The sequence below is a fragment of the Bowmanella yangjiangensis genome, from assembly GCF_017255015.1.
Classification (GTDB): Bacteria; Pseudomonadota; Gammaproteobacteria; order Enterobacterales; family Alteromonadaceae; genus Bowmanella; species Bowmanella yangjiangensis.
Genome location: NZ_JAFKCS010000866.1, coordinates 1 through 296, shown reverse-complemented (window position 1 = coordinate 296; position 296 = coordinate 1). Strand labels below are relative to the sequence as shown.

1 protein-coding gene is annotated in these 296 nt (G+C 62.8%); it reads right to left on the bottom strand.

What is annotated here, in order from left to right:
* On the bottom strand, nucleotides 1-296 hold a 296-nt coding region (locus J0A65_RS27010; protein ID WP_416135350.1), incomplete at both ends, for a hypothetical protein.

Sequence of the window (296 nt, the reverse complement as noted above, 5' to 3'; positions counted from 1 at the left end):
AGGGCGCCGTTGAGTGACGCCAGCTCGCTTTGCAGCCCTTCCAGTTGCTGGCGCTTCGCCTCCGGATCGAGGCTCTGATCGCTCATCAGCGCCTCGATCTGCGCCTGTTTCTCGGCGATCTGCGCGCGCAGCTCACGGATCATCTTCAGCAGGTCCTTGATCGCCCTGGGCAGGTCGCTGTCATCGATGTCCTTGTTCTTCTCGGCGCTCGCCGACATGCTCTTGCCCAGGTTGGAAAGGCTCACGCGAAGCCCTTCGCGCACCTCCTCCGGGCTCCGTTCCACTGCGGTATTTTG